The following is a 23,070-nucleotide window of genomic DNA, read 5'->3' as shown; positions in this document are numbered from 1 at the left end:
CGCAGCCGAGCGACCGCGTCGGCTAAGGCGCCCGCGCCGATTTAGCATAGGCTGCATTGTGCGCACCTCGGCTGGCTGTTTTGAAATGTCCGCTTCACCGCTAAATTCAAATGTCCCCTCGATCCATTTAGATCTTCCACCTGCTGATGCCCGTCAGGGCATGGGAGCGCCAGCGATACCCACCGCGCAGTATTGCGCGGGGTTTTGCTGTTCGGCTCGGTGGCACACTGGTGCTGTATTTCCCGTTCAATGATGCTGGCCATGTACGGCAGTTCGCGCCCCTCTCTGCAAAGCGGGTTTTGTCATCGCTGCCGGAATGACAGAAAAGGAGGCGAGCGCGCAGCGCTCCCCCGCAAGTATGAGGAGGGGACGCTGCCGCTTGCTCTCCTGGATAACCCGATAATGACGGCGCGATGAAAACCCCCGCTATGTAATACGGGGGTTAATTCAACGGAACAATGCGGATCCGTCCGCAATTGCTCGTTTTTTGGTCAGGTTTTCAGGGGATAAAACGACTGGATTTAGCTGTGTGCATGAGGCGGGTCATTCATCGTTACTACTCAAACGTATTGTGATGCACTTCACATTATGCGTTTTTTGTTATCTGGTTTTAATACCAGTTGCCCATCTTCATTTATATCTATGTTTTTTAATGTGTTTTCTATTGCAAAGTGAACTATATCTGATTCTGTATGCACAATGTGCTTTCCGCTCATTATTGCCTTTCTGGTTAATGCATAGGCTTTGTCTTTAAGCTCTATAGCTTCTTGTTTTTTAAGTCTAACCGTTGCCTTTATTGATTCACTCATAAGTAAACTCCTGACGTTTCGTTTTAGCGCTTAGTCTAACGGTCAATTCGCTTCCCCGTCTGCTACTGGTTGACATGTTACATATTATTTGTGTATGTTTGCCGCAAATGTTTCATGTTGCATGTTTCATGTTTTGAGGGTGGCTATGAAGAATGAAAAGGATCTCAACATCAGTGCGGTAGCTGTGGATCGTTCTGATGATCGTCCCGTCAATATCGACTGGCTGGCGTTTGTCCTGCATTCCTCGGCGGTAAAAGATTTTGTGACCTTTCCTGATCAGGCAGAATGGCGCAAGTTCGGTATTCTCCCGTCCTACCGTAGTCATGTTCTGGCGCGTGATACTTTTTTACTGACGTTATAGATCCGAAAACCCGTATGTGGTGCCCTCTGAGTAACCGTGACATTGAAGAATCATTTGACGAGTTTGTAGATGGTTATACATTCCCTAATGAAGATTTTGGCGGTGATTTTCGTCAGGCTCGCAAGGCTCTTGATGCCCAACTTCAAAACTATAATCGTATGGTTTTGGATGCCCGGATTGAAATGATTAGGCGCTGGCTGGCTGCTGAGTTCGGTTTACATCTCGGTGTATTTCGTGGATATGGCCTTTATAATTATAAGGATCATGCGCCGTTATATGCCTATAACGACACTAATCGCCAGGAATTAGGATGTCTTTATGTTGGTGGCAATGAAGGGACTGTATTTATACAGATTAACGGGAAGGGGTGTCAGCATGTATTTTCTGGTACATCACCTGAACACCTTCATAAATGGTTTACTCATATTGGTGTGGTGAAGCTGGCTCGTCTTGATTTATGTGTGGATGATTTCGATGGTGTATTCACGGTAGAACATGCTTACAGTGACTTTAAAAATGATGCGTTCTATCGTGGAAGGGGTCGCCGTATAGACAGTAAAAAAGGCTATAAATACACAATAGGTGATGAAGAATCACTAAAGATAGGTAGTCGTAAATCATTGCTTTACTGGCGAATTTATAATAAGGCTCTGGAACTTGGTCTTGATTTAATCTGGAATCGTTCTGAGGCTGAATTAAAAGATGTTTCTGTTGATATTCTGCTTGATATTCGGGGGTATTTTACGGGGCTTTGTGATTATGCAGCCCAGCTTAATCCGGCTGAACCCCGCAAAATAAATCCGTTCCGTCCGTCGCTGTCTGACACACGTAAGGCTTTGAGTTCCTTTGATTCAGAGGTGAAATGGCTTCGTACTCAGTGTTCAAAAAGCTCGCTGCCGTTCTGCATGTTCTGGGCGGCAACGTGGACGTATTTATCAAAACCGTAATAAGAGGTGAGCATATTGACGATGACAGTATAAGAATGCCGATAAATGAAAGTTATGAATATATAGTCCGTGACCAGTTTTTAAAAAGCAGCCCGATACCGTTCTGATAAAGGCTTAGTGTAAGTGGCTTACTTATTGTTCTGGTCAGTCTGAATTTTATGTAATTAAATTAAAGGTGATTGATATGTCTGATTTTTCTGATGCTATTATTTGTATTGGTGCTGATGTTATTCCCTGGACTGACAAAAAAACGGGTGAATCTCGTTTAATGTGTCGTGTGAATACGCTTACAGATTATGAAAGCAATGACCGTTCCACAGGTTATGGCTTTATTGCTGAAGAGGTTCCGGAGGATGATTGCGGCAAACTGACACTTTATCTTCAAAGTGAATATAAGCTGGCACGCTCTAAGGGCTATGATTTTATTTATATCATCCCCCGATTTAAACGTTCTGCCCGTGGTCGTGGTGATGGTAAAAGTGTTCTTGGCGGTTTTGAACTTGCTGGCTATGGTAATTTCAGCCGTGTTCCGCTTGATGCCAAACCCTCTGCTATTGAAAAGCAGTCTGTTAAATCCTGATTTGTTCGGCCCTTCGGGGCCTCTTCTGACGTGGGGTAATTGTGATGATTAAGTCATATCCCGGTATTTCTGACCCGCTGGATTATGCGCGCTTCTGCGATATTAATTCGTTTGATCCGGATTCGCCGTTTATCCGTAAATATTATAAAAAGTCTGTCGCTGAACTGGCAGGGCATCAGCAGCGGTCTGAACTGCGCCGTTCTGCCTGCCGTCCGGCTCCGGTTTTCGCCATTGGCCTGACGTCTGCCATAGAGCTGGCTGTTAGCCATCTGACGGATAATACGGGTTATTCGCGTCCGGTTAAGTATCGCTGCGTTGCCTGTAATATTGAGTTTTCAGGTCAGCGCATTTGTCCCCGTTGTGGTAATCATGTTTATTGCGTTGGGGTTGACTATGAATCATGAAAATGATTTATTTCGCCAGTTAATTGCTTATGCATCCAGTAATGGATATCAGGTTTTTGTTTATTCTTTCTATGCAAGGATTAATATTGACGCTGGTTTTGTATTTTTATCACCATATTCTATTCATAATAAAGTTTGTATTACTAAACATTCGATATACAGAAATATTAAAGCAGTAGAGATTTCTGTCGATGATTTCAGGGTGATGTTTGTCAAAGGGAAGTAAATTATGGCTAATGAACTGACGGGAACAATTTGTAATGTGGCTGATAAAGTCTGCCAGACCGTATCTGTTGATGTGGCAAGTATTCCTGTCAGTCTGTCATTGTCAGCGCCTGATTATGCTGACTCAGCGCCTTATTTTATTCTTTCCTTTTCCACGGTCATGTCGTTATGGCTTGTCTCCCATTGTGCGGGGGTTATTATTAAATTAATCAAGGAGGGGTAAACTGTAAGTGTTATTGTTCTTTCTGTTTCTTTTAATTTAAGTCAAAGAGGATTTTATTATGTCTAAATATTTTGTTGCGATTTTGTTTTCCATCCTGTCGGCTCAGGCTTTTGCGGCGGGAACCACGGTTGATTTTACGCCTATTTCAGGATCCGTTGATTATGCTTCGGTCATTGCTGCAATTATGGCTGTGGGTGGCGTGGTTGCGGGGCTGTATGTTGTTGTCAATGGTGTTAAAAAACTGATTAGTTTCCTCAAAGCGGCTTAATTATTAACAGGAGCGGGGAAGGGGCAACCTTTCCCCTTTTATTTATGGGTGATATCTGGCACGTGCTTTTTTTCTGTGGGGGCTGTTATGCGCTTACGTCGTTATTATTGGCCTGAAAGGGTAGCGGTTTATTTTCTTATTATCTTTCTGCTGACGTTTTCCTTTCCACGGCCTTCTCATGCCATTTTACCTTTCCTTCTTGCTGCCGTTCCGCTTGCCACATCTTCTGTTGTCGAGGTCATGGCGGTCTCTACTGCGGCGTCGGTTGCAACGGGCGTTATCACCACGGTTGTTCTGGGTGAGACTATTCGCGGAATGAATAACGAATTAGACAGGGTAACTTTTGCGGAAACTGTGGGTAATAACCTGCGTGCTGAGGGGCGTATTCCTGCGGTGGGTGCCACGGCTGTGGCGATGGGGGTTATAAATCCTTCGGCGTTTAATGTGGAAACGTATCAGGGGAAAATTGTGAATGTTACATCTCCGGCAGAACTGGCTGCATTATCCCCGAAAATTTCAGGTGCTGAGGCTCTCTATGGTGCGCCGTCCAGGGTAAATCCTGTTCCTGTCTTAATACCGCCGTTGAGTCCGGCTTACTATCCGACCGTATCCACTGATGCGGTAATGTCTCCGGCTCCCACCGGAGTTTATAATATTTCTTCATCGGGTTTTGATAACAGCTTTAATCCCAATAAATACGGCTATGCCACGGCAAACACGGCTGACAACTTACTTGATTTATACATCGCGGGACGTGCGGAAACCATTAATCAGGTCCATGCGCGGGCGGTCAGTGATTATGCGTATTTTCTTCGCGTGTGTGCACATTGCGTTACGGGTGGTGAACGTTATCCCGCCAGTAATATAAAGGAAATCTACACTCCCTTGCACGTCGATGATTTTTATTTTCCTGATTTGTTTAAGTCTGTTACTCATTCTGACGCGAGAGGTCAGTATAATATTAACGGTTCGATTGTGTCCCTGCCTTATGTTTCATCTCTTTCTGTTTCCATTCCGCCACTTATTTTTAATAATAAATACAGGGTTGATACTTATTATCGTGATAAAAATAATGAATATATTTTACAGTCGTCAGTAATAAAAAATAATAAACAGGAATCACCTGGCTATTTTTTTACGTCGCAGGACGTTTCCCCTTCATCGTCGCTTGCGGTAAAGGAGAACACGACAGGCATGGGGGCGGTGGTGACGTCACCGCTGCATACACAACCCCAGGTCATGGCAGAACTGGCGCGCGCCCCTTTAACGGCGGCTCAGGTGGCCTCAATGCTTAACACTGCATGGGCGGCGGCGTCTTTACGTCCAGGCTATGCCGGACTCCCTTACAGCCCGTCAGTGGCGATTTCATCGGCAACGGTTGCTGAGGTGATGACCGCCAGAAATCTTAATTTATCCGTGGCTGACCTGCTGGAGCCTGTGAGTAAAACGGGTTACTGGGATATGCCTGTCTACAATATTACGCTTAATCAGTATGTGTCTAACACGTATATTGAGCAGGTGCCCGAACTGGATTTCGGGACTGACCCCAATATACAGCCCCCGTTTTACCTGCGCCGCTGCCGATGGATGTTATTCTTGCACCGATAACAAATATCCTCCCGTTTATGCATGATATAAGCCTGCGCTCACGCGCGGCACAGTGTCCGGTTTTTGAGGTTAATATTGAATACCTGGGTAAACGTTTTATTCTGGAAAATCACTGCAAAATAATGAATAACATCGCGCCGCTCATATCCTTATTTTTCATGACAGGATGGTCGATGCTGGCGCTTTTTATTGTCGTCAGGCGAAGGGGGTAAAAGTGGACAGGACATTCATGCCGTTTGTTTTTTCTTTTTCTTTCAGGCAGGGATAAAACACGGGGTAAAAATCATTTCCTTGCCAGGCGGTTTTTTCTTTCCGGCTCCGGTGCTGTCTGGCCTCCTTTTTTAAGGCAATTACGCAACATTAAATTACGCGTGAGAATGCAACGCTCGCCGCAGTTCACGTCCCGAGCGACGCGAGTTAGTGAACGAGGAAGCGTAAGTGTACTGAGGGTGAGAGTGGCACTTACGCGTTTAAGGTCAGTTCTGGCCTGTTCTTTCCGGCCTGACACACGGACGGTAAATAAAATGCTGCCAGCAAATGAAAATGTTCAGGGCGCGGGTGTTGTCCTGGCCTTTATCTTTTGGGGGTTAAAGTGAACAGACTGTATGCGGTTATCCCGCTGTGCCTGACGTTTTCGGCGACAGCAGAGCCATTACTGAATGGAAATATACTGGATTCGTCCGGCGTGATAGATGAATTATTGTCAGTGTCATTTTCCGTTTCCCTTACCCAGGCTGTGAAATATTACCAGGGTAAAGAGGACACTGTGCTCGCGCCTGATGCGTATGCCCAAACGATAAAACGGGCGTCCGAAAAGTTATCCCTGAACCTGAATCCCTCCCGATATTCCCGCCTGAACGGGGTGTCATATGCAAACTTATTCCTGAATGCCAGGGTGGTGAATATAAATATGTTTAATGCGGATGATTTAAGCTCTGAGTATTCAAAATATCCGGCGTCAGTAACATGGGTTTCCTCGCTGCCTGACGGAACGTATTATGAGGGTGAATACGGGGAGGCGTCATCGCTTAATCCTTTACCGTTATTCAGTATGAAAATCGTTTCTGACACGTTTGAAAGTAAGGGCGTGGCCCGCATAGCAGAAAGTGCGGGCGCGGATGTTTATTCCCTCCGTTATAAAAACGGGTATATCGTTGCCGATACGGCACAGGGCGTGGTTGATTTTTATTCCGGCCTGTATGCTGATGCGGCGTATAAGATTATTTATCAGCGCCATGCTGAGTATGAAAACATTATGATGAATACCTATGACAGTGACGGGACGCCGAAATATTCGGGGTGTACGCTGACGCTGGATAACACTAAAACCCTGACGCCGAAAGGAAGATACAGTGATTACAGTGTTAATGGTGAGTCTGTTTATCTGAACAGTTCTTATGAGTTTGAGGCGGGTTATACCGGAAAGAGTGTCTGTACTGTTTCCGGTTCGTCCCTGACTGACGAAAGGTCTTTTGGATTTTCCCCTTATCGGGAAAGCAGACTGTCAGTATTAATGCCCCTTTATATTTTCCTGCTGAGGTGCGTCATGTTGTCCGCTCTCCCTTTGAGGGGGACGCCACGTTATTAATGTCTTACTCTGCGTCAATGCGGCGTACTGCTCTGCTGGCCTCTGCGTTTTCATTACTGCTCAATAACGCATGGGCGGCTGCGGCGGCGGATGAGGGTTACAGCGGCGTACCTTACACATCGTCTTTGTCTGTCACGTCTGCGGTGGTTTCACAGGTGATGAATGAGCGTTCCCTGAACCCGACCGCAGCGGATTTATTCACGCCTGTAAAGGGGATGCCATTCATTTAATGCAGTGGGATGACACGCAGAACGCCTATATCAGTCATGAAATGGCCTCTAAACAGGAATCGGTCAAAGTGGATTTTGGTCCTGATCCTGGCATCCAGTCGCCGGACCTTGATGATGGCGGGACTATCGATAAAATTCTTTCCCCGATTACGTCAGTGATGCCGTTTTTACAGAAATTTGAGTTAACGACTCATGCCGTCCAGTGTCCGGTAATTAATATCCCGTTTTACGATAAAAGTTATTCGATGGATTCATTCTGTATCCTGGCTGAGAACAATAAAAAGTTAATTGCCCTGTTCTTTGTTATTTGCTGGACCATGCTGGGCCTCATTATTCTGGTCCGATAAGGAGTGTTTTATGTACCGTATTCTTGTTTCTGCAATTAATTATCTGCTGGGCTGGGTGTTAAAACAGGCCACCATGAAGGCCATTATCTTTGGAGCGTTAACCTTCCTGATATCTGAAATTATGGGCGTGGTGAGTAAGCTGCTGCCGGAGTCCACAAACCTGATTTCACTCTTTGACCAGTTACCGGATACTGCCTGGTATTTTATCAACCTCTCACAATTACCGTTTGGCTTATCCGTGGTGTTTTCCGCCCTGGTGACACGCTTCATTATTGGGATGATACCCGTTGTCGGGCATTAAGGGGGCGTTATGGCAATTTCTGGTTATATCGGCATACCGGGTTCCGGCAAGTCGTATGAGTGTGTCGCTAACGTGCTGTTGCCTGCCGTTCTGTCGGGGCGGCGGGTCATTACGAACATTATCGGTGTCGTGCCTGACGTTGTGTATGATTATTGCGTGGATGTACTCAGGGCTGACCGTGACGCGCTTGGGATACTGATTGTTGTTGATGATGATGCCATGAAAAAGCGGGATTTTTCCCGTATAAAGGCCGTGATGGTTTAGCTGTGGCTGACACGTTCTGTAAGCCAGGTGATTTAATTATCGCCGATGAAATACACCGTTTATGGGATAAAGATTCGGCTATCTGTAATGAACATCGTTCGTTTTTTGCAGAGCATCGTCATTTTACTGACGCTGAAACGGGGATTTCCTGTGACTTTGTTTTTATGAATCAGTCACTGGCGACGGTGGCTCGTTTTATTAAGGACCGTACATCCAAGACGTTCAGAATGACAAAACTCACGGCGCTGGGGTTATCAAAGCGTTATCGGGTTGATGTGTTTGAAGGGGTCAGGCTGACAAAATCAAGCCGTATTCAGTCCTATCAGTGCAGTTATAAAAAGGAGATATTCCCGCTTTATAAATCCTATGATGGCGTGAACGGTAATGAACAAACGGTTGATAAGCGGGAATCCGTATTACAACCTAAATTTGTTTTTCTCTATATTTTATTACCGCTGGCCTTTATATGCTTTGGTGTTTATTACACCATTAAATTCTTTTCGCTGGCATCTTCACCATCAGAAACGGCTGATGCTGCTGTCACCCAGACAACAGCGGCTGCGGGCGGGGTTTCGCAGGTGCCACCCACGCCGCCACCGCCTCCGCGCCCTGTGGTTTCAGCTGACTGGCGTATCGGCGGGCGGTTAGTGAAAAATAATATTGGCTTTATTGTGCTGATTAATACTGACGGGAGAGTCAGAACGGAACCGCTTACTTCATTCACGTTTAACGGGCTGTTTATGTCCGGTGAAATAGATAACGAAAAAATAACGGTGTGGTCTGGTCAGATAACAAAAGGGGCATCAAAATGAAAGGGATTATATTTTCAGCGCTTTTACTGATTTCCGGTAGTCTGCATGCAGCCGGTGTTTCACTGGAACTTAACAGGGTGGCATTGCCTGAAGCCATTAACCTGATTTACAGCGAAGTATTCAGCCGTCCGTATATGCTCGCGCCGGAACTGGCGAATGATCCGCGTCTTGTTTCGCTTCGCATCACGCCGGAAATTGATGAACGGGCATTTATTGAACGTTATTTTGGCAACCTGAATATTAAAATCCATTCTAAAAACGGGACTGATTATGTTGCGCCAGTGAAAGCGGCTGCGGCGGCTGAACCACGGCGGGAGGTCTTTGTGTATCAGCCCCGTTTTCGCAGTGTGTCTTATTTGTCTGAGATCCTGAGAACGTTTGTGGAGGGGAATTTCAGCGCTAAACAGGGCGTTGGCGACTTTGATATTTCGCCGGATAAGATTAAGCCGGATACCGCCTCGGATAATCTCAACAGAGCAGGGGACGTGCTTGTTTTTTACGGTACGCGGGAAAACATACGCCGTATGGAGCAGGTTTTGCCGTCAATCGATACGGCTGGCGATGAGGTTTATGTTGCGGGCTATGTGTTTGAAGTGCAGACCAATGAGCGGAACGGCTCCGGCCTCGCGCTTGCCGCCAAACTGCTTAACGGGAAAGTGACCATCAGTACCGGTAATCTGACGGGCGGTTATGAAAACTTTATTCGTATCGGTAGTTCGTCGCTTGATGCGCTGTATGAGTTGTTCCGCACTGACAGCCGTTTTCACGTGGTCAGTTCGCCACGGCTGCGGGTGAAGTCCGGCTATTCGGCGCAATTTTCTGTCGGTCAGGAAGTGCCTGTCCTCGGCGGTGTCGATCGCAATCAGAACTCGTCTTATCAGTCGATTGAGTATCGTAATGCGGGTGTGATCCTCGATGTTAAACCGGACGTGCGCGGCGCGGTGACGGATATCAAAATCAGTCAGCAACTGAGCAACTTTGTGAAAACGGATACGGGCGTGAATGATTCACCAACATTGCTCAAGCGCGAAGTGTCCACGTTCGTGTCGGTTAAGTCGGGCGACATTATCGTATTAGGCGGCCTGGCAGAGACAAAAGACAGCGACGCGAAAACGGGTTTTTCGTTCCTGCCGAAAGCGTTTATGTCGTCGTCAGATGAGAAGTCAAAAACCGATATTCTGATTGTGTTGCAGGTTCACACGACAAAAGCGTAAGGGGGTTAATATGATTAAGAAAGCAGAGATTTTAGATTCTCTTTTATGGCTTGGTTTTATTGAGATTCTGGTTCTTTCATTTTGGGGGCTTATCATGCTGATTTTGCAATCATGGTTAGTGGGTGATGTGATGCTGTCCTATTGTTTTGTTGCTATTACACTGGTGTTTCTTCTGACGGTTTGCTATCTGCTTTCTTTCTGGTTTCATTGTCTCCAGTGCGCGGCGTTCGTCGGTGGTGGCCTGTGCGGTTACGTGAAAAAATGACGTAACAGGCGGGATAATACGTAAAAATTTTAACGTAACTCAAGGAGAGTGAATGATGGGGTTCGAAGCGTTTTGTTGGATAGCGTGTATCGTTTTGGTTTTATATATGCTGATACTTATTTTTCGTCCGTGGTGGCTTGAGCCTGGCGCAGATCCTTTGTCGTGCTGGATAAGGCAAAGACGGTTTGAAAGGTACGGAAAGAAATATAAGTGATGTAAAATGAGATTCAGTTTTTTGTGCAACTGGCGTTAAAAATTTCGTGGACAACTGCGCTGCAGCTGAATCACCGGCGCGGCGCCATTTCATGAATATCATCAACTTAGCGAAAACGGGCTGCAAAATCGTCCGTTGAAAATTTCTGAACAAAAATGAGCGTCGGAACCTGATTTTATTCACGAGGGGTGGATTTGTTGACCAGAATGACCGGCGCTCATTTTTCCCATATCAGGCATACATAAGCCGTGGTGCGCATAATGTGGATGCAGCTTATGTTGAATCTGCGCAGCCGAGCGACCGCGTCGGCTAAGGCGCCCGCGCCGATTTAGCATAGGCTGCATTGTGCGCACCTCGGCTGGCTGTTTTGAAATGTCCGCTTCACCGCTAAATTCAAATGTCCCCTCGATCCATTTAGATCTTCCACCTGCTGATGCCCGTCAGGGCATGGGAGCGCCAGCGATACCCACCGCGCAGTATTGCGCGGGGTTTTGCTGTTCGGCTCGGTGGCACACTGGTGCTGTATTTCCCGTTCAATGATGCTGGCCATGTACGGCAGTTCGCGCCCCTCTCTGCAAAGCGGGTTTTGTCATCGCTGCCGGAATGACAGAAAAGGAGGCGAGCGCGCAGCGCTCCCCCGCAAGTATGAGGAGGGGACGCTGCCGCTTGCTCTCCTGGATAACCCGATAATGACGGCGCGATGAAAACCCCCGCTATGTAATACGGGGGTTAATTCAACGGAACAATGCGGATCCGTCCGCAATTGCTCGTTTTTTGGTCAGGTTTTCAGGGGGATAAAACGACTGGATTTAGCTGTGTGCATGAGGCGGGTCATTCATCGTTACTACTCAAACGTATTGTGATGCACTTCACATTATGCGTTTTTTTTGTTATCTGGTTTTAATACCAGTTGCCCATCTTCATTTATATCTATGTTTTTTAATGTGTTTTCTATTGCAAAGTGAACTATATCTGATTCTGTATGCACAATGTGCTTTCCGCTCATTATTGCCTTTCTGGTTAATGCATAGGCTTTGTCTTTAAGCTCTATAGCTTCTTGTTTTTTAAGTCTAACCGTTGCCTTTATTGATTCACTCATAAGTAAACTCCTGACGTTTCGTTTTAGCGCTTAGTCTAACGGTCAATTCGCTTCCCCGTCTGCTACTGGTTGACATGTTACATATTATTTGTGTATGTTTGCCGCAAATGTTTCATGTTGCATGTTTCATGTTTTGAGGGTGGCTATGAAGAATGAAAAGGATCTCAACATCAGTGCGGTAGCTGTGGATCGTTCTGATGATCGTCCCGTCAATATCGACTGGCTGGCGTTTGTCCTGCATTCCTCGGCGGTAAAAGATTTTGTGACCTTTCCTGATCAGGCAGAATGGCGCAAGTTCGGTATTCTCCCGTCCTACCGTAGTCATGTTCTGGCGCGTGATACTTTTTTACTGACGTTATAGATCCGAAAACCCGTATGTGGTGCCCTCTGAGTAACCGTGACATTGAAGAATCATTTGACGAGTTTGTAGATGGTTATACATTCCCTAATGAAGATTTTGGCGGTGATTTTCGTCAGGCTCGCAAGGCTCTTGATGCCCAACTTCAAAACTATAATCGTATGGTTTTGGATGCCCGGATTGAAATGATTAGGCGCTGGCTGGCTGCTGAGTTCGGTTTACATCTCGGTGTATTTCGTGGATATGGCCTTTATAATTATAAGGATCATGCGCCGTTATATGCCTATAACGACACTAATCGCCAGGAATTAGGATGTCTTTATGTTGGTGGCAATGAAGGGACTGTATTTATACAGATTAACGGGAAGGGGTGTCAGCATGTATTTTCTGGTACATCACCTGAACACCTTCATAAATGGTTTACTCATATTGGTGTGGTGAAGCTGGCTCGTCTTGATTTATGTGTGGATGATTTCGATGGTGTATTCACGGTAGAACATGCTTACAGTGACTTTAAAAATGATGCGTTCTATCGTGGAAGGGGTCGCCGTATAGACAGTAAAAAAGGCTATAAATACACAATAGGTGATGAAGAATCACTAAAGATAGGTAGTCGTAAATCATTGCTTTACTGGCGAATTTATAATAAGGCTCTGGAACTTGGTCTTGATTTAATCTGGAATCGTTCTGAGGCTGAATTAAAAGATGTTTCTGTTGATATTCTGCTTGATATTCGGGGGTATTTTACGGGGCTTTGTGATTATGCAGCCCAGCTTAATCCGGCTGAACCCCGCAAAATAAATCCGTTCCGTCCGTCGCTGTCTGACACACGTAAGGCTTTGAGTTCCTTTGATTCAGAGGTGAAATGGCTTCGTACTCAGTGTTCAAAAAGCTCGCTGCCGTTCTGCATGTTCTGGGCGGCAACGTGGACGTATTTATCAAAACCGTAATAAGAGGTGAGCATATTGACGATGACAGTATAAGAATGCCGATAAATGAAAGTTATGAATATATAGTCCGTGACCAGTTTTTAAAAAGCAGCCCGATACCGTTCTGATAAAGGCTTAGTGTAAGTGGCTTACTTATTGTTCTGGTCAGTCTGAATTTTATGTAATTAAATTAAAGGTGATTGATATGTCTGATTTTTCTGATGCTATTATTTGTATTGGTGCTGATGTTATTCCCTGGACTGACAAAAAACGGGTGAATCTCGTTTAATGTGTCGTGTGAATACGCTTACAGATTATGAAAGCAATGACCGTTCCACAGGTTATGGCTTTATTGCTGAAGAGGTTCCGGAGGATGATTGCGGCAAACTGACACTTTATCTTCAAAGTGAATATAAGCTGGCACGCTCTAAGGGCTATGATTTTATTTATATCATCCCCCGATTTAAACGTTCTGCCCGTGGTCGTGGTGATGGTAAAAGTGTTCTTGGCGGTTTTGAACTTGCTGGCTATGGTAATTTCAGCCGTGTTCCGCTTGATGCCAAACCCTCTGCTATTGAAAAGCAGTCTGTTAAATCCTGATTTGTTCGGCCCTTCGGGGCCTCTTCTGACGTGGGGTAATTGTGATGATTAAGTCATATCCCGGTATTTCTGACCCGCTGGATTATGCGCGCTTCTGCGATATTAATTCGTTTGATCCGGATTCGCCGTTTATCCGTAAATATTATAAAAAGTCTGTCGCTGAACTGGCAGGGCATCAGCAGCGGTCTGAACTGCGCCGTTCTGCCTGCCGTCCGGCTCCGGTTTTCGCCATTGGCCTGACGTCTGCCATAGAGCTGGCTGTTAGCCATCTGACGGATAATACGGGTTATTCGCGTCCGGTTAAGTATCGCTGCGTTGCCTGTAATATTGAGTTTTCAGGTCAGCGCATTTGTCCCCGTTGTGGTAATCATGTTTATTGCGTTGGGGTTGACTATGAATCATGAAAATGATTTATTTCGCCAGTTAATTGCTTATGCATCCAGTAATGGATATCAGGTTTTTGTTTATTCTTTCTATGCAAGGATTAATATTGACGCTGGTTTTGTATTTTTATCACCATATTCTATTCATAATAAAGTTTGTATTACTAAACATTCGATATACAGAAATATTAAAGCAGTAGAGATTTCTGTCGATGATTTCAGGGTGATGTTTGTCAAAGGGAAGTAAATTATGGCTAATGAACTGACGGGAACAATTTGTAATGTGGCTGATAAAGTCTGCCAGACCGTATCTGTTGATGTGGCAAGTATTCCTGTCAGTCTGTCATTGTCAGCGCCTGATTATGCTGACTCAGCGCCTTATTTTATTCTTTCCTTTTCCACGGTCATGTCGTTATGGCTTGTCTCCCATTGTGCGGGGGTTATTATTAAATTAATCAAGGAGGGGTAAACTGTAAGTGTTATTGTTCTTTCTGTTTCTTTTAATTTAAGTCAAAGAGGATTTTATTATGTCTAAATATTTTGTTGCGATTTTGTTTTCCATCCTGTCGGCTCAGGCTTTTGCGGCGGGAACCACGGTTGATTTTACGCCTATTTCAGGATCCGTTGATTATGCTTCGGTCATTGCTGCAATTATGGCTGTGGGTGGCGTGGTTGCGGGGCTGTATGTTGTTGTCAATGGTGTTAAAAAACTGATTAGTTTCCTCAAAGCGGCTTAATTATTAACAGGAGCGGGGAAGGGGCAACCTTTCCCCTTTTATTTATGGGTGATATCTGGCACGTGCTTTTTTTCTGTGGGGGCTGTTATGCGCTTACGTCGTTATTATTGGCCTGAAAGGGTAGCGGTTTATTTTCTTATTATCTTTCTGCTGACGTTTTCCTTTCCACGGCCTTCTCATGCCATTTTACCTTTCCTTCTTGCTGCCGTTCCGCTTGCCACATCTTCTGTTGTCGAGGTCATGGCGGTCTCTACTGCGGCGTCGGTTGCAACGGGCGTTATCACCACGGTTGTTCTGGGTGAGACTATTCGCGGAATGAATAACGAATTAGACAGGGTAACTTTTGCGGAAACTGTGGGTAATAACCTGCGTGCTGAGGGGCGTATTCCTGCGGTGGGTGCCACGGCTGTGGCGATGGGGGTTATAAATCCTTCGGCGTTTAATGTGGAAACGTATCAGGGGAAAATTGTGAATGTTACATCTCCGGCAGAACTGGCTGCATTATCCCCGAAAATTTCAGGTGCTGAGGCTCTCTATGGTGCGCCGTCCAGGGTAAATCCTGTTCCTGTCTTAATACCGCCGTTGAGTCCGGCTTACTATCCGACCGTATCCACTGATGCGGTAATGTCTCCGGCTCCCACCGGAGTTTATAATATTTCTTCATCGGGTTTTGATAACAGCTTTAATCCCAATAAATACGGCTATGCCACGGCAAACACGGCTGACAACTTACTTGATTTATACATCGCGGGACGTGCGGAAACCATTAATCAGGTCCATGCGCGGGCGGTCAGTGATTATGCGTATTTTCTTCGCGTGTGTGCACATTGCGTTACGGGTGGTGAACGTTATCCCGCCAGTAATATAAAGGAAATCTACACTCCCTTGCACGTCGATGATTTTTATTTTCCTGATTTGTTTAAGTCTGTTACTCATTCTGACGCGAGAGGTCAGTATAATATTAACGGTTCGATTGTGTCCCTGCCTTATGTTTCATCTCTTTCTGTTTCCATTCCGCCACTTATTTTTAATAATAAATACAGGGTTGATACTTATTATCGTGATAAAAATAATGAATATATTTTACAGTCGTCAGTAATAAAAAATAATAAACAGGAATCACCTGGCTATTTTTTTACGTCGCAGGACGTTTCCCCTTCATCGTCGCTTGCGGTAAAGGAGAACACGACAGGCATGGGGGCGGTGGTGACGTCACCGCTGCATACACAACCCCAGGTCATGGCAGAACTGGCGCGCGCCCCTTTAACGGCGGCTCAGGTGGCCTCAATGCTTAACACTGCATGGGCGGCGGCGTCTTTACGTCCAGGCTATGCCGGACTCCCTTACAGCCCGTCAGTGGCGATTTCATCGGCAACGGTTGCTGAGGTGATGACCGCCAGAAATCTTAATTTATCCGTGGCTGACCTGCTGGAGCCTGTGAGTAAAACGGGTTACTGGGATATGCCTGTCTACAATATTACGCTTAATCAGTATGTGTCTAACACGTATATTGAGCAGGTGCCCGAACTGGATTTCGGGACTGACCCCAATATACAGCCCCCGTTTTACCTGCGCCGCTGCCGATGGATGTTATTCTTGCACCGATAACAAATATCCTCCCGTTTATGCATGATATAAGCCTGCGCTCACGCGCGGCACAGTGTCCGGTTTTTGAGGTTAATATTGAATACCTGGGTAAACGTTTTATTCTGGAAAATCACTGCAAAATAATGAATAACATCGCGCCGCTCATATCCTTATTTTTCATGACAGGATGGTCGATGCTGGCGCTTTTTATTGTCGTCAGGCGAAGGGGGTAAAAGTGGACAGGACATTCATGCCGTTTGTTTTTCTTTTTCTTTCAGGCAGGGATAAAACACGGGGTAAAAATCATTTCCTTGCCAGGCGGTTTTTTCTTTCCGGCTCCGGTGCTGTCTGGCCTCCTTTTTTAAGGCAATTACGCAACATTAAATTACGCGTGAGAATGCAACGCTCGCCGCAGTTCACGTCCCGAGCGACGCGAGTTAGTGAACGAGGAAGCGTAAGTGTACTGAGGGTGAGAGTGGCACTTACGCGTTTAAGGTCAGTTCTGGCCTGTTCTTTCCGGCCTGACACACGGACGGTAAATAAAATGCTGCCAGCAAATGAAAATGTTCAGGGCGCGGGTGTTGTCCTGGCCTTTATCTTTGGGGGTTAAAGTGAACAGACTGTATGCGGTTATCCCGCTGTGCCTGACGTTTTCGGCGACAGCAGAGCCATTACTGAATGGAAATATACTGGATTCGTCCGGCGTGATAGATGAATTATTGTCAGTGTCATTTTCCGTTTCCCTTACCCAGGCTGTGAAATATTACCAGGGTAAAGAGGACACTGTGCTCGCGCCTGATGCGTATGCCCAAACGATAAAACGGGCGTCCGAAAAGTTATCCCTGAACCTGAATCCCTCCCGATATTCCCGCCTGAACGGGGTGTCATATGCAAACTTATTCCTGAATGCCAGGGTGGTGAATATAAATATGTTTAATGCGGATGATTTAAGCTCTGAGTATTCAAAATATCCGGCGTCAGTAACATGGGTTTCCTCGCTGCCTGACGGAACGTATTATGAGGGTGAATACGGGGAGGCGTCATCGCTTAATCCTTTACCGTTATTCAGTATGAAAATCGTTTCTGACACGTTTGAAAGTAAGGGCGTGGCCCGCATAGCAGAAAGTGCGGGCGCGGATGTTTATTCCCTCCGTTATAAAAACGGGTATATCGTTGCCGATACGGCACAGGGCGTGGTTGATTTTTATTCCGGCCTGTATGCTGATGCGGCGTATAAGATTATTTATCAGCGCCATGCTGAGTATGAAAACATTATGATGAATACCTATGACAGTGACGGGACGCCGAAATATTCGGGGTGTACGCTGACGCTGGATAACACTAAAACCCTGACGCCGAAAGGAAGATACAGTGATTACAGTGTTAATGGTGAGTCTGTTTATCTGAACAGTTCTTATGAGTTTGAGGCGGGTTATACCGGAAAGAGTGTCTGTACTGTTTCCGGTTCGTCCCTGACTGACGAAAGGTCTTTTGGATTTTCCCCTTATCGGGAAAGCAGACTGTCAGTATTAATGCCCCTTTATATTTTCCTGCTGAGGTGCGTCATGTTGTCCGCTCTCCCTTTGAGGGGGACGCCACGTTATTAATGTCTTACTCTGCGTCAATGCGGCGTACTGCTCTGCTGGCCTCTGCGTTTTCATTACTGCTCAATAACGCATGGGCGGCTGCGGCGGCGGATGAGGGTTACAGCGGCGTACCTTACACATCGTCTTTGTCTGTCACGTCTGCGGTGGTTTCACAGGTGATGAATGAGCGTTCCCTGAACCCGACCGCAGCGGATTTATTCACGCCTGTAAAGGGGATGCCATTCATTTAATGCAGTGGGATGACACGCAGAACGCCTATATCAGTCATGAAATGGCCTCTAAACAGGAATCGGTCAAAGTGGATTTTGGTCCTGATCCTGGCATCCAGTCGCCGGACCTTGATGATGGCGGGACTATCGATAAAATTCTTTCCCCGATTACGTCAGTGATGCCGTTTTTACAGAAATTTGAGTTAACGACTCATGCCGTCCAGTGTCCGGTAATTAATATCCCGTTTTACGATAAAAGTTATTCGATGGATTCATTCTGTATCCTGGCTGAGAACAATAAAAAGTTAATTGCCCTGTTCTTTGTTATTTGCTGGACCATGCTGGGCCTCATTATTCTGGTCCGATAAGGAGTGTTTTATGTACCGTATTCTTGTTTCTGCAATTAATTATCTGCTGGGCTGGGTGTTAAAACAGGCCACCATGAAGGCCATTATCTTTGGAGCGTTAACCTTCCTGATATCTGAAATTATGGGCGTGGTGAGTAAGCTGCTGCCGGAGTCCACAAACCTGATTTCACTCTTTGACCAGTTACCGGATACTGCCTGGTATTTTATCAACCTCTCACAATTACCGTTTGGCTTATCCGTGGTGTTTTCCGCCCTGGTGACACGCTTCATTATTGGGATGATACCCGTTGTCGGGCATTAAGGGGGCGTTATGGCAATTTCTGGTTATATCGGCATACCGGGTTCCGGCAAGTCGTATGAGTGTGTCGCTAACGTGCTGTTGCCTGCCGTTCTGTCGGGGCGGCGGGTCATTACGAACATTATCGGTGTCGTGCCTGACGTTGTGTATGATTATTGCGTGGATGTACTCAGGGCTGACCGTGACGCGCTTGGGATACTGATTGTTGTTGATGATGATGCCATGAAAAAGCGGGATTTTTCCCGTATAAAGGCCGTGATGGTTTAGCTGTGGCTGACACGTTCTGTAAGCCAGGTGATTTAATTATCGCCGATGAAATACACCGTTTATGGGATAAAGATTCGGCTATCTGTAATGAACATCGTTCGTTTTTTGCAGAGCATCGTCATTTTACTGACGCTGAAACGGGGATTTCCTGTGACTTTGTTTTTATGAATCAGTCACTGGCGACGGTGGCTCGTTTTATTAAGGACCGTACATCCAAGACGTTCAGAATGACAAAACTCACGGCGCTGGGGTTATCAAAGCGTTATCGGGTTGATGTGTTTGAAGGGGTCAGGCTGACAAAATCAAGCCGTATTCAGTCCTATCAGTGCAGTTATAAAAAGGAGATATTCCCGCTTTATAAATCCTATGATGGCGTGAACGGTAATGAACAAACGGTTGATAAGCGGGAATCCGTATTACAACCTAAATTTGTTTTTCTCTATATTTTATTACCGCTGGCCTTTATATGCTTTGGTGTTTATTACACCATTAAATTCTTTTCGCTGGCATCTTCACCATCAGAAACGGCTGATGCTGCTGTCACCCAGACAACAGCGGCTGCGGGCGGGGTTTCGCAGGTGCCACCCACGCCGCCACCGCCTCCGCGCCCTGTGGTTTCAGCTGACTGGCGTATCGGCGGGCGGTTAGTGAAAAATAATATTGGCTTTATTGTGCTGATTAATACTGACGGGAGAGTCAGAACGGAACCGCTTACTTCATTCACGTTTAACGGGCTGTTTATGTCCGGTGAAATAGATAACGAAAAAATAACGGTGTGGTCTGGTCAGATAACAAAAGGGGCATCAAAATGAAAGGGATTATATTTTCAGCGCTTTTACTGATTTCCGGTAGTCTGCATGCAGCCGGTGTTTCACTGGAACTTAACAGGGTGGCATTGCCTGAAGCCATTAACCTGATTTACAGCGAAGTATTCAGCCGTCCGTATATGCTCGCGCCGGAACTGGCGAATGATCCGCGTCTTGTTTCGCTTCGCATCACGCCGGAAATTGATGAACGGGCATTTATTGAACGTTATTTTGGCAACCTGAATATTAAAATCCATTCTAAAAACGGGACTGATTATGTTGCGCCAGTGAAAGCGGCTGCGGCGGCTGAACCACGGCGGGAGGTCTTTGTGTATCAGCCCCGTTTTCGCAGTGTGTCTTATTTGTCTGAGATCCTGAGAACGTTTGTGGAGGGGAATTTCAGCGCTAAACAGGGCGTTGGCGACTTTGATATTTCGCCGGATAAGATTAAGCCGGATACCGCCTCGGATAATCTCAACAGAGCAGGGGACGTGCTTGTTTTTTACGGTACGCGGGAAAACATACGCCGTATGGAGCAGGTTTTGCCGTCAATCGATACGGCTGGCGATGAGGTTTATGTTGCGGGCTATGTGTTTGAAGTGCAGACCAATGAGCGGAACGGCTCCGGCCTCGCGCTTGCCGCCAAACTGCTTAACGGGAAAGTGACCATCAGTACCGGTAATCTGACGGGCGGTTATGAAAACTTTATTCGTATCGGTAGTTCGTCGCTTGATGCGCTGTATGAGTTGTTCCGCACTGACAGCCGTTTTCACGTGGTCAGTTCGCCACGGCTGCGGGTGAAGTCCGGCTATTCGGCGCAATTTTCTGTCGGTCAGGAAGTGCCTGTCCTCGGCGGTGTCGATCGCAATCAGAACTCGTCTTATCAGTCGATTGAGTATCGTAATGCGGGTGTGATCCTCGATGTTAAACCGGACGTGCGCGGCGCGGTGACGGATATCAAAATCAGTCAGCAACTGAGCAACTTTGTGAAAACGGATACGGGCGTGAATGATTCACCAACATTGCTCAAGCGCGAAGTGTCCACGTTCGTGTCGGTTAAGTCGGGCGACATTATCGTATTAGGCGGCCTGGCAGAGACAAAAGACAGCGACGCGAAAACGGGTTTTTCGTTCCTGCCGAAAGCGTTTATGTCGTCGTCAGATGAGAAGTCAAAAACCGATATTCTGATTGTGTTGCAGGTTCACACGACAAAAGCGTAAGGGGGTTAATATGATTAAGAAAGCAGAGATTTTAGATTCTCTTTTATGGCTTGGTTTTATTGAGATTCTGGTTCTTTCATTTTGGGGGCTTATCATGCTGATTTTGCAATCATGGTTAGTGGGTGATGTGATGCTGTCCTATTGTTTTGTTGCTATTACACTGGTGTTTCTTCTGACGGTTTGCTATCTGCTTTCTTTCTGGTTTCATTGTCTCCAGTGCGCGGCGTTCGTCGGTGGTGGCCTGTGCGGTTACGTGAAAAAATGACGTAACAGGCGGGATAATACGTAAAAATTTTAACGTAACTCAAGGAGAGTGAATGATGGGGTTCGAAGCGTTTTGTTGGATAGCGTGTATCGTTTTGGTTTTATATATGCTGATACTTATTTTTCGTCCGTGGTGGCTTGAGCCTGGCGCAGATCCTTTGTCGTGCTGGATAAGGCAAAGACGGTTTGAAAGGTACGGAAAGAAATATAAGTGATGTAAAATGAGATTCAGTTTTTTTGTGCAACTGGCGTTAAAAATTTCGTGGACAACTGCGCTGCAGCTGAATCACCGGCGCGGCGCCATTTCATGAATATCATCAACTTAGCGAAAACGGGCTGCAAAATCGTCCGTTGAAAATTTCTGAACAAAAATGAGCGTCGGAACCTGATTTTATTCACGAGGGGTGGATTTGTTGACCAGAATGACCGGCGCTCATTTTTCCCATATCAGGCATACATAAGCCGTGGTGCGCATAATGTGGATGCAGCTTATGTTGAATCTGCGCAGCCGAGCGACCGCGTCGGCTAAGGCGCCCGCGCCGATTTAGCATAGGCTGCATTGTGCGCACCTCGGCTGGCTGTTTTGAAATGTCCGCTTCACCGCTAAATTCAAATGTCCCCTCGATCCATTTAGATCTTCCACCTGCTGATGCCCGTCAGGGCATGGGAGCGCCAGCGATACCCACCGCGCAGTATTGCGCGGGGTTTTGCTGTTCGGCTCGGTGGCACACTGGTGCTGTATTTCCCGTTCAATGATGCTGGCCATGTACGGCAGTTCGCGCCCCTCTCTGCAAAGCGGGTTTTGTCATCGCTGCCGGAATGACAGAAAAGGAGGCGAGCGCGCAGCGCTCCCCCGCAAGTATGAGGAGGGGACGCTGCCGCTTGCTCTCCTGGATAACCCGATAATGACGGCGCGATGAAAACCCCCGCTATGTAATACGGGGGTTAATTCAACGGAACAATGCGGATCCGTCCGCAATTGCTCGTTTTTTGGTCAGGTTTTCAGGGGGATAAAACGACTGGATTTAGCTGTGTGCATGAGGCGGGTCATTCATCGTTACTACTCAAACGTATTGTGATGCACTTCACATTATGCGTTTTTTTTGTTATCTGGTTTTAATACCAGTTGCCCATCTTCATTTATATCTATGTTTTTTAATGTGTTTTCTATTGCAAAGTGAACTATATCTGATTCTGTATGCACAATGTGCTTTCCGCTCATTATTGCCTTTCTGGTTAATGCATAGGCTTTGTCTTTAAGCTCTATAGCTTCTTGTTTTTTAAGTCTAACCGTTGCCTTTATTGATTCACTCATAAGTAAACTCCTGACGTTTCGTTTTAGCGCTTAGTCTAACGGTCAATTCGCTTCCCCGTCTGCTACTGGTTGACATGTTACATATTATTTGTGTATGTTTGCCGCAAATGTTTCATGTTGCATGTTTCATGTTTTGAGGGTGGCTATGAAGAATGAAAAGGATCTCAACATCAGTGCGGTAGCTGTGGATCGTTCTGATGATCGTCCCGTCAATATCGACTGGCTGGCGTTTGTCCTGCATTCCTCGGCGGTAAAAGATTTTGTGACCTTTCCTGATCAGGCAGAATGGCGCAAGTTCGGTATTCTCCCGTCCTACCGTAGTCATGTTCTGGCGCGTGATACTTTTTTACTGACGTTATAGAT

At 46.1% G+C, this 23,070-nt stretch carries 36 protein-coding genes; 33 read left to right on the top strand and 3 right to left on the bottom strand.

The window, feature by feature from the left end:
• Positions 1-581 precede the first annotated feature (581 nt).
• Positions 582-809, bottom strand: a complete 228-nt coding sequence (locus NMD08_RS13280) for a hypothetical protein (protein WP_370618259.1) — start codon at positions 807-809, stop codon at positions 582-584.
• 145 nt (positions 810-954) lie between these two features.
• Here NMD08_RS13280 and NMD08_RS13275 point away from each other — a divergent pair, with 145 nt between their 5' ends.
• The 16 genes from NMD08_RS13275 to NMD08_RS13200 all read left to right on the top strand — a co-directional run bounded on the left by NMD08_RS13275 (position 955) and on the right by NMD08_RS13200 (position 10,446).
• Complete coding sequence (locus NMD08_RS13275) at positions 955-1,170, top strand: hypothetical protein (protein ID WP_370618247.1); 216 nt, start codon at positions 955-957, stop codon at positions 1,168-1,170.
• Between the two features lie 14 nt (positions 1,171-1,184).
• The gene (locus tag NMD08_RS13270; protein WP_370618245.1) at positions 1,185-2,117 is read left to right on the top strand and encodes a replication initiation factor domain-containing protein; all 933 of its coding nucleotides are present in this window, start codon (positions 1,185-1,187) and stop codon (positions 2,115-2,117) included.
• Between the two features lie 184 nt (positions 2,118-2,301).
• A complete protein-coding gene (locus NMD08_RS13265; RefSeq protein ID WP_370618243.1) occupies positions 2,302-2,697 on the top strand; it encodes a hypothetical protein in 396 nt (131 codons plus the stop codon).
• A 44-nt stretch (positions 2,698-2,741) separates the two neighbouring features.
• Positions 2,742-3,101, top strand: a complete 360-nt coding sequence (locus NMD08_RS13260; protein ID WP_370618241.1) for a putative zinc ribbon protein — start codon at positions 2,742-2,744, stop codon at positions 3,099-3,101.
• Entirely contained in the window at positions 3,091-3,327 is a 237-nt protein-coding gene (locus tag NMD08_RS13255; protein ID WP_370618239.1) for a hypothetical protein, read from the top strand. The genes NMD08_RS13260 and NMD08_RS13255 overlap by 11 nt, the downstream gene beginning before the upstream one ends.
• Before the next feature lie 3 nt (positions 3,328-3,330).
• Positions 3,331-3,549: a hypothetical protein gene (locus tag NMD08_RS13250; protein WP_370618237.1), complete on the top strand. Its 219-nt coding sequence runs from the start codon at positions 3,331-3,333 to the stop codon at positions 3,547-3,549.
• Between the two features lie 58 nt (positions 3,550-3,607).
• Entirely contained in the window at positions 3,608-3,817 is a 210-nt protein-coding gene (locus tag NMD08_RS13245; protein ID WP_370618235.1) for a hypothetical protein, read from the top strand.
• Between the two features lie 87 nt (positions 3,818-3,904).
• Entirely contained in the window at positions 3,905-5,425 is a 1,521-nt protein-coding gene (locus NMD08_RS13240) for a hypothetical protein (protein WP_370618255.1), read from the top strand.
• A gap of 592 nt (positions 5,426-6,017) precedes the next feature.
• Positions 6,018-7,013 carry a hypothetical protein gene (locus NMD08_RS13235; protein ID WP_370618229.1) on the top strand — a complete coding sequence of 332 codons (996 nt, stop codon included), beginning with the start codon at positions 6,018-6,020 and terminating at the stop codon, positions 7,011-7,013.
• Positions 7,013-7,243: a hypothetical protein gene (locus NMD08_RS13230; RefSeq protein ID WP_370618227.1), complete on the top strand. Its 231-nt coding sequence runs from the start codon at positions 7,013-7,015 to the stop codon at positions 7,241-7,243. Before NMD08_RS13235 ends, NMD08_RS13230 begins: the two co-directional genes overlap by 1 nt.
• Positions 7,243-7,590 carry a hypothetical protein gene (locus NMD08_RS13225; protein ID WP_370618225.1) on the top strand — a complete coding sequence of 116 codons (348 nt, stop codon included), beginning with the start codon at positions 7,243-7,245 and terminating at the stop codon, positions 7,588-7,590. Before NMD08_RS13230 ends, NMD08_RS13225 begins: the two co-directional genes overlap by 1 nt.
• Positions 7,591-7,600: 10 nt before the next feature.
• A complete protein-coding gene (locus NMD08_RS13220; RefSeq protein WP_370618223.1) occupies positions 7,601-7,891 on the top strand; it encodes a DUF2523 family protein in 291 nt (96 codons plus the stop codon).
• Between the two features lie 9 nt (positions 7,892-7,900).
• Positions 7,901-8,155 (top strand): zonular occludens toxin domain-containing protein, encoded by a 255-nt coding sequence (locus tag NMD08_RS13215; protein ID WP_370618253.1) that lies wholly within the window; start codon positions 7,901-7,903, stop codon positions 8,153-8,155.
• A 2-nt stretch (positions 8,156-8,157) separates the two neighbouring features.
• Positions 8,158-8,967 (top strand): zonular occludens toxin domain-containing protein, encoded by an 810-nt coding sequence (locus NMD08_RS13210; RefSeq protein ID WP_370618251.1) that lies wholly within the window; start codon positions 8,158-8,160, stop codon positions 8,965-8,967.
• Positions 8,964-10,181 carry a type II secretion system protein GspD gene (locus tag NMD08_RS13205; protein ID WP_370618219.1) on the top strand — a complete coding sequence of 406 codons (1,218 nt, stop codon included), beginning with the start codon at positions 8,964-8,966 and terminating at the stop codon, positions 10,179-10,181. Before NMD08_RS13210 ends, NMD08_RS13205 begins: the two co-directional genes overlap by 4 nt.
• A 10-nt stretch (positions 10,182-10,191) precedes the next feature.
• Complete coding sequence (locus tag NMD08_RS13200) at positions 10,192-10,446, top strand: hypothetical protein (RefSeq protein ID WP_370618217.1); 255 nt, start codon at positions 10,192-10,194, stop codon at positions 10,444-10,446.
• Between the two features lie 1,088 nt (positions 10,447-11,534).
• Here NMD08_RS13200 and NMD08_RS13195 read toward each other — a convergent pair.
• Positions 11,535-11,759 carry a hypothetical protein gene (locus NMD08_RS13195; RefSeq protein WP_370618249.1) on the bottom strand — a complete coding sequence of 75 codons (225 nt, stop codon included), beginning with the start codon at positions 11,757-11,759 and terminating at the stop codon, positions 11,535-11,537.
• Positions 11,760-11,904: 145 nt separating this feature from the next.
• Between NMD08_RS13195 and NMD08_RS13190 the strand changes: the two genes are divergently transcribed.
• The 16 genes from NMD08_RS13190 (at position 11,905) to NMD08_RS13115 (ending at position 21,393) form a co-directional block, all read left to right on the top strand.
• A complete protein-coding gene (locus tag NMD08_RS13190) occupies positions 11,905-12,120 on the top strand; it encodes a hypothetical protein (protein ID WP_370618247.1) in 216 nt (71 codons plus the stop codon).
• A 14-nt stretch (positions 12,121-12,134) separates the two neighbouring features.
• Entirely contained in the window at positions 12,135-13,067 is a 933-nt protein-coding gene (locus NMD08_RS13185; RefSeq protein WP_370618245.1) for a replication initiation factor domain-containing protein, read from the top strand.
• Positions 13,068-13,343: 276 nt separating this feature from the next.
• Positions 13,344-13,646: a hypothetical protein gene (locus NMD08_RS13180; RefSeq protein WP_370618257.1), complete on the top strand. Its 303-nt coding sequence runs from the start codon at positions 13,344-13,346 to the stop codon at positions 13,644-13,646.
• Positions 13,647-13,690: 44 nt separating this feature from the next.
• Positions 13,691-14,050, top strand: a complete 360-nt coding sequence (locus NMD08_RS13175) for a putative zinc ribbon protein (RefSeq protein WP_370618241.1) — start codon at positions 13,691-13,693, stop codon at positions 14,048-14,050.
• Entirely contained in the window at positions 14,040-14,276 is a 237-nt protein-coding gene (locus NMD08_RS13170; RefSeq protein WP_370618239.1) for a hypothetical protein, read from the top strand. The genes NMD08_RS13175 and NMD08_RS13170 overlap by 11 nt, the downstream gene beginning before the upstream one ends.
• A gap of 3 nt (positions 14,277-14,279) precedes the next feature.
• Positions 14,280-14,498, top strand: coding sequence for a hypothetical protein (locus NMD08_RS13165; RefSeq protein ID WP_370618237.1), 219 nt, complete (start codon positions 14,280-14,282; stop codon positions 14,496-14,498).
• 58 nt (positions 14,499-14,556) lie between these two features.
• Positions 14,557-14,766 carry a hypothetical protein gene (locus NMD08_RS13160; RefSeq protein ID WP_370618235.1) on the top strand — a complete coding sequence of 70 codons (210 nt, stop codon included), beginning with the start codon at positions 14,557-14,559 and terminating at the stop codon, positions 14,764-14,766.
• An 87-nt stretch (positions 14,767-14,853) separates the two neighbouring features.
• On the top strand, positions 14,854-16,374 hold the full coding sequence (locus tag NMD08_RS13155; RefSeq protein ID WP_370618255.1) for a hypothetical protein: 1,521 nt from the start codon (positions 14,854-14,856) through the stop codon (positions 16,372-16,374).
• Between the two features lie 590 nt (positions 16,375-16,964).
• On the top strand, positions 16,965-17,960 hold the full coding sequence (locus tag NMD08_RS13150) for a hypothetical protein (protein WP_370618229.1): 996 nt from the start codon (positions 16,965-16,967) through the stop codon (positions 17,958-17,960).
• Positions 17,960-18,190 (top strand): hypothetical protein, encoded by a 231-nt coding sequence (locus NMD08_RS13145; RefSeq protein ID WP_370618227.1) that lies wholly within the window; start codon positions 17,960-17,962, stop codon positions 18,188-18,190. Before NMD08_RS13150 ends, NMD08_RS13145 begins: the two co-directional genes overlap by 1 nt.
• Entirely contained in the window at positions 18,190-18,537 is a 348-nt protein-coding gene (locus NMD08_RS13140; RefSeq protein ID WP_370618225.1) for a hypothetical protein, read from the top strand. The genes NMD08_RS13145 and NMD08_RS13140 overlap by 1 nt, the downstream gene beginning before the upstream one ends.
• A gap of 10 nt (positions 18,538-18,547) precedes the next feature.
• Positions 18,548-18,838, top strand: a complete 291-nt coding sequence (locus NMD08_RS13135) for a DUF2523 family protein (RefSeq protein WP_370618223.1) — start codon at positions 18,548-18,550, stop codon at positions 18,836-18,838.
• A gap of 9 nt (positions 18,839-18,847) precedes the next feature.
• Positions 18,848-19,102 (top strand): zonular occludens toxin domain-containing protein, encoded by a 255-nt coding sequence (locus NMD08_RS13130; protein WP_370618253.1) that lies wholly within the window; start codon positions 18,848-18,850, stop codon positions 19,100-19,102.
• Between the two features lie 2 nt (positions 19,103-19,104).
• Positions 19,105-19,914: a zonular occludens toxin domain-containing protein gene (locus NMD08_RS13125; RefSeq protein ID WP_370618251.1), complete on the top strand. Its 810-nt coding sequence runs from the start codon at positions 19,105-19,107 to the stop codon at positions 19,912-19,914.
• Complete coding sequence (locus NMD08_RS13120) at positions 19,911-21,128, top strand: type II secretion system protein GspD (protein WP_370618219.1); 1,218 nt, start codon at positions 19,911-19,913, stop codon at positions 21,126-21,128. Before NMD08_RS13125 ends, NMD08_RS13120 begins: the two co-directional genes overlap by 4 nt.
• Positions 21,129-21,138: 10 nt before the next feature.
• Positions 21,139-21,393: a hypothetical protein gene (locus NMD08_RS13115; protein ID WP_370618217.1), complete on the top strand. Its 255-nt coding sequence runs from the start codon at positions 21,139-21,141 to the stop codon at positions 21,391-21,393.
• 1,089 nt (positions 21,394-22,482) lie between these two features.
• Here NMD08_RS13115 and NMD08_RS13110 read toward each other — a convergent pair.
• Positions 22,483-22,707, bottom strand: coding sequence for a hypothetical protein (locus NMD08_RS13110; protein WP_370618249.1), 225 nt, complete (start codon positions 22,705-22,707; stop codon positions 22,483-22,485).
• Between the two features lie 145 nt (positions 22,708-22,852).
• Between NMD08_RS13110 and NMD08_RS13105 the strand changes: the two genes are divergently transcribed.
• The gene (locus NMD08_RS13105) at positions 22,853-23,068 is read left to right on the top strand and encodes a hypothetical protein (RefSeq protein WP_370618247.1); all 216 of its coding nucleotides are present in this window, start codon (positions 22,853-22,855) and stop codon (positions 23,066-23,068) included.
• Positions 23,069-23,070 lie beyond the last annotated feature (2 nt).

This window comes from Citrobacter meridianamericanus (assembly GCF_041320245.1).
GTDB classification, from domain to species: Bacteria; Pseudomonadota; Gammaproteobacteria; order Enterobacterales; family Enterobacteriaceae; genus Citrobacter; species Citrobacter meridianamericanus.
Note: the sequence above shows the minus strand (reverse complement) of the source record. Positions and strands in the feature narration are given on the sequence as shown.